This window comes from Candidatus Sordicultor fermentans, from assembly GCF_012728195.1.
In the GTDB taxonomy this organism is placed as follows: Bacteria; Atribacterota; Atribacteria; order Atribacterales; family Caldatribacteriaceae; genus Sordicultor; species Sordicultor fermentans.
Window position 1 is genome coordinate 1 of record NZ_JAAYFP010000207.1, and the last position, 4102, is coordinate 4102.

At 42.7% G+C, this 4102-nt stretch carries 5 protein-coding genes; all 5 read left to right on the forward strand.

The window, feature by feature from the left end:
- Nucleotides 1–708 precede the first annotated feature (708 nt).
- Complete coding sequence (locus GXZ17_RS10215; protein WP_409377183.1) at nt 709–957, forward strand: L7Ae/L30e/S12e/Gadd45 family ribosomal protein; 249 nt, start codon at nt 709–711, stop codon at nt 955–957.
- An 18-nt stretch (nt 958–975) separates the two neighbouring features.
- Nucleotides 976–1350: a 30S ribosomal protein S12 gene (gene rpsL / locus GXZ17_RS10220; RefSeq protein ID WP_409377184.1), complete on the forward strand. Its 375-nt coding sequence runs from the start codon at nt 976–978 to the stop codon at nt 1348–1350.
- A gap of 13 nt (nt 1351–1363) precedes the next feature.
- Nucleotides 1364–1837 carry a 30S ribosomal protein S7 gene (gene rpsG / locus GXZ17_RS10225; RefSeq protein WP_409377185.1) on the forward strand — a complete coding sequence of 158 codons (474 nt, stop codon included), beginning with the start codon at nt 1364–1366 and terminating at the stop codon, nt 1835–1837.
- 33 nt (nt 1838–1870) lie between these two features.
- Nucleotides 1871–3961, forward strand: coding sequence for an elongation factor G (fusA, locus tag GXZ17_RS10230; protein ID WP_409377186.1), 2091 nt, complete (start codon nt 1871–1873; stop codon nt 3959–3961).
- Nucleotides 3962–3979: 18 nt separating this feature from the next.
- On the forward strand, nt 3980–4102 hold a 123-nt coding region (locus GXZ17_RS10235; protein ID WP_409375441.1), incomplete at its 3' end, for a GTP-binding protein.

A 4102-nucleotide genomic window follows, 5' to 3' on the forward strand; every position in this document is an offset into this window, starting at 1 on the left:
GAAGAAGAGTTGAAACATCAAAGTGCTTTTCTTCCTCCCCTGGAGTGGCCTTCTGCTCCTTCTCATCGGGAAAATATTGTTCGGGGAACGACTCTCTGCAATCAGGTTTTAGGAGAGTTCATTCTCCAATATCCCGAGCAGTGGAACTGGTTTTATCACCAATGGAGTGATTAACTTAGGGTTTTACGTTTTTACTAAGTTTATCGAATCCGATATTTGATTAAATTACTCTTTCTATTTTTTGCTTTAGAGGGCTTCTAGTTTAATAGAAGCGCCTTTGAATAATAGCCAAGCATTATTATGTTTTTAGCAAGCTGGCCTCGGGCGAAAATCCTCCTCAAAAACACCGGAGGTGCTGGCAAAGGCGAGGGAAAGAAGAGGAGTTTCGCATCTTCTTTTTGGAGAAGAATTACCTTCTGTAAGAAGGGTTTTCCTCAAAGCGGTCAAAATTTTCTCTTTTGCTCTGGATAATAAAAAACCAGCTATCGATTTCCCCGGAGAGTTTAACTAAAAGACTTTTCCTGGGCGAGCTGGAATTTTTCATTTAGAGATGATATACTACCTGAGGCCATATGGAGGGGGTTTAAGCTCTACATAGAAGAGAAAAATAAAAATACTCCTGCGATAGTTTGTAATCATAGCCTGGAAACAGTTGACAGGTTCTACAAATGTTGCTAAAATTGCTCCGTTGCTTTTGGGGGTGTATTTTTGAGTATAGAGGAGTTGAGAAATAAAAAAATAGTGGTGGGGAAGCGAGAAACCGAAAGAGCAATAAAGAAAAATATAGCGAAGAAAGTTTTTTTGGCTCGTGATGTGGATGAAGAAGTGCAAAAAGAATTAATCGGTATTTTGAAAGAAAGAGAAATACCCTGGGAATATGTGCCTCTGGCTAAAGATTTAGGATTAGCCTGTGGTATAGAAATAGAGGCTTCTTGTGCAGCTATTGTTGAAGATTAAGAATAAGGGAGGAATAAAATGCCAACTGTTAATCAACTGGTAAGGCAGGGTAGAAAACAACCCAAAAAGAAAAGCAGTGCTCCAGCTTTGAAAAACTCCCCTCAAAAAAGAGGGGTTTGTACCAGAGTGTGGACTATCACTCCTAAAAAGCCTAATTCGGCTTTACGTAAAGTGGCCCGGGTGAGGCTTACCAATGGAATAGAAGTTACCGCTTATATTCCTGGTATCGGGCATAATCTGCAGGAGCATTCCATTGTCCTCATTAGAGGAGGGAGAGTAAAGGATTTGCCCGGGGTTCGGTATCACGTTGTCCGGGGGACTATGGATACTGCGGGAGTGGAAAATAGAAAACAAGCTCGCTCCAAGTATGGAGCTAAAAAGCCCAAATCTTGAGGAGGTGAAGAAGTTGCCCAGGAAAGGTCCAGTTCCTAAAAGAAAGACACCTCCTGATCCAGTCTACAATAATGTAGACGTAGCTTGTTTGATTAATAAAGTTATGCGGTCAGGAAAGAAAAGTGTGGCGGAAAAAATTGTTTACGGGGCTTTTGAAACAATAAGAGACAAAACCAAAAGGGACCCTATGGATGTTTTGTCCCAGGCTTTAAACAATGTAATGCCCCTTATAGAAGTAAGACCCCGTCGAGTGGGAGGGGCGAACTACCAGGTTCCTATGGAAGTCAGGCCAGATAGGAGCAAAAGTCTGGGGTTGCGCTGGTTGGTTAGCTATGCTCAGGGGCGACCGGGAAGAGATATGGTAGATAAATTAGCTCAAGAGATAATGGATGCAGCTAATGGAACAGGTGGAGCAGTTAAAAAGAGAGAAGACACGCACCGAATGGCTGAAGCTAACAAAGCTTTTGCTCATTATCGTTGGTTTTAATAGGAGGTCAGGAATTTTAAGGTGAGTAAAACTATGACAAATAGAGTTCGATCAGAATCTGAAGAACATCTTATTTCTAAAATTCGTAATATTGGAATAATGGCTCATATTGACGCAGGTAAAACTACAATTACCGAGCGTATCCTTTACTATACCAGGAAAATCCACCGCCTGGGGGAAGTTCATGAAGGGGCAGCTACTATGGACTTTCTACCTCAGGAGCGGGAGCGGGGTATAACTATAAGTTCGGCAGTTACTACCTGTTTCTGGAGAGATTTTCGTATTAATATCATTGATACGCCAGGCCACGTGGACTTTACTGCAGAGGTAGAGAGAAGCTTGCGAGTGCTGGATGGAGCAGTAGCAGTTTTCTCTGGATTGGAAGGGGTAGAGCCTCAATCAGAAACAGTCTGGTATCAGGCTGACCACTATCACGTGCCTCGTATTGCTTTTATTAATAAGCTGGATAGAGTAGGAGCGGATTTTTATGCTGCAGTCCAGTCTATTCGTCACAAGCTGAACGCTAACGCTCACCCTCTTCAGGTTCCTATAGGTAAGGAATCTGATTTTCGGGGCGTGGTTGACGTAATAGAAATGAAGGCCTATCTTTATGATTCGGAGGGAGAGGGCACAGATTATGAAATAACCGAAGTTCCTTCTGAGCTCATGAGTGAAGCCCGGGATGTCAGACATAAATTGATAGAGGCTTTAGCAGAGTTAGATGATCATATAATGGAGAAATACATAGAAGGAGAAGATCCTTCTCCTCTTGAGATAAGAGAAGCTATTCGACGAGTAACCATAGCGGGTAAATTCATTCCTGTTTTAGGGGGGACTGCTCTCCGGAATAAGGCTATCCATCCCCTATTGGATGCTATCGTCTGGTATCTTCCCTCTCCTCTGGATTTGCCTCCTGTAGAAGGGATTAATCCTAAAACCGGGGAGAAAGAACAGAGATTTGCTTCAGTTGAGGAGCCTTTTTCTGGCCTGGTTTTTAAGATTGCCAGTGATCCTCATGTGGGGAAAATATCTTTTTTACGAGTTTACTCTGGTTCTTTGAAAAGCGGTAGTTATGTTTACAATTCTACTAAGGGAGAGAAAGAAAGAGTAAGTAGGTTGTTAATGATTCATGCCAGTCATAGAGAAGATGTAGATGAAGTAAGAGCAGGAGATTTGTGTGGTATCATAGGTTTGAGAAAAGCTGCCACTGGTGACACTCTCTGTGACGAAAATCACCCTATTATTTTAGGATCTCTTTCTTTCCCCGAACCGGTTATCTCAGTAGCTATCGAGCCTAAGACCCGGGCAGATCAAGATAAACTAACCATTGCTCTTTCCAAGCTATCTGAGGAAGATCCTACTTTTCGAGTGCGTACCGATGAAGAAACTTCCCAGACGATAATTTCAGGGATGGGAGAGTTACATCTTGAGATTGTAATTGATCGCCTGTTGCGGGAGTTCAAAGCGGAAGCCAACGTTGGTCAGCCTCAGGTGGCTTATAAAGAAACTATCAAAGGGTCTGCTAAAGCGGAGGGTAAATTCATCCGTCAGACTGGTGGAAGAGGGCAATACGGTCACGTGGTTTTAGAAGTAGAGCCCACAGAAGAAAATTTTGTTTTCGAAGACCGTATAGTGGGGGGAGCTATCCCGCGAGAGTATATTCCCGCTGTTCAAGCCGGAGTGAAAGAAGCTCTGGACAGTGGTGTAATAGCTGGGTTTCCAGTGGTGGGGATTAAAGTAAAATTAATAGACGGTTCTTACCACCCGGTGGATTCTTCGGATATTGCTTTTAAAATTGCCGGAGCTATGGCGGTAAAGGAAGCTATCCAGAAAGCTGAACCGGTTATTTTAGAACCCATTATGAAAGTTCAGGTTATCATTCCTCAGGAGTACTTAGGAGAGGTAATAGGAGACTTGAATGCTCGGCGAGGAAAAATCGAGGGAATGGAAACACGAGGAGCAGTACAGGTTGTCAACGCTTTAGTTCCTCTCAGGGAACTGTTTGGCTATGCTACTGCTTTGCGTTCTCTTACTCAGGGAAGAGGCAGTTACACCATGCAGTTTTCCCATTATGAAGAAGTTCCCTCTTTTGTTAAAAGTGAAATTATGGAAAAAAGTAGATAGAAGGAGGATAGATGGATTATGGCAAAGCAAAAGTTTGAAAGAAAGAAACCTCACGTTAATGTAGGAACTATTGGACACGTAGACCATGGAAAAACTACTCTTACTGCAGCTATGACTCAGACTTTATCCAAAATGGGATTA

Bases quoted from the DNA above. Each gene is read 5' to 3' on its own strand.
- rpsL (WP_409377184.1), top strand. From the start codon at position 976: ATGCCAACTGTTAATCAACTGGTAAGGCAGGGTAGAAAACAACCCAAA.
- fusA (WP_409377186.1), top strand. From the start codon at position 1,871: ATGACAAATAGAGTTCGATCAGAATCTGAAGAACATCTTATTTCTAAA.